Below are 223 nucleotides of genomic sequence, written 5' to 3' on the forward strand. Positions count from 1 at the left end.
CACACATAACATTCGCCAAAACGAGCACAAGCTCACAGGTGAAAGCGTGTAACAATAACAGAAACCAGCTGAGGCTGGTTCGCGTCCACTATGCAATGTCTGAGACAGCACACATGTGTTGTTTCGCAGTGTTACGGCGGCCATAGCGGAGGGGAAACGCCCGGCTCCATTCCGAACCCGGAAGCTAAGCCCTCCAGCGCCGATGGTACTGCACTCGCGAGGG

At 55.6% G+C, this 223-nt stretch carries 1 rRNA gene; it reads left to right on the forward strand.

The annotated features are described in order from the left end of the window. Nucleotides 1–132: 132 nt before the first annotated feature. Nucleotides 133–223: ribosomal RNA gene (rrf, locus tag WFK95_RS24725) — 5S ribosomal RNA — on the forward strand; the annotation flags it as partial.

It is taken from the genome of Tsukamurella sp. USMM236, from assembly GCF_037148755.1.
Classification (GTDB): Bacteria; Actinomycetota; Actinomycetes; order Mycobacteriales; family Mycobacteriaceae; genus Tsukamurella.